The organism is Campylobacter sp. 2018MI13, assembly GCF_018501135.1.
Taxonomy (GTDB): Bacteria; Campylobacterota; Campylobacteria; order Campylobacterales; family Campylobacteraceae; genus Campylobacter_E.
Map to the genome: position 1 here is coordinate 1 of NZ_JAHCZC010000335.1, position 240 is coordinate 240.

Annotated in this window: 1 protein-coding gene; it reads left to right on the forward strand. The window is 29.6% G+C overall.

Annotated elements, in window-relative coordinates:
- A partial coding sequence (locus tag KJQ99_RS10275; protein WP_214150784.1) for a hypothetical protein occupies positions 1-240 on the forward strand: 240 nt, incomplete at both ends.

The window sequence follows — 240 nt, forward strand, 5'->3', positions numbered from 1 at the left end:
AACGCTTATAATACTTTCCATACAGAAGAACAAAAAGCTTTAGATAAGTTTAAGAACGATTTATTAGGTCATATAGATACTTATAAAGCTGCAATGACAGATGATACTTTAGAAAATCAAACTAGTGCAAAAGCACAAGCCGATAAACTAAAAGATATAATTAGCAATTCAAATGATTTTGAGACTATTAGCAAAGCTTATGGTGATTTTCTTGATAACACAGCTGTACAAACACAAACT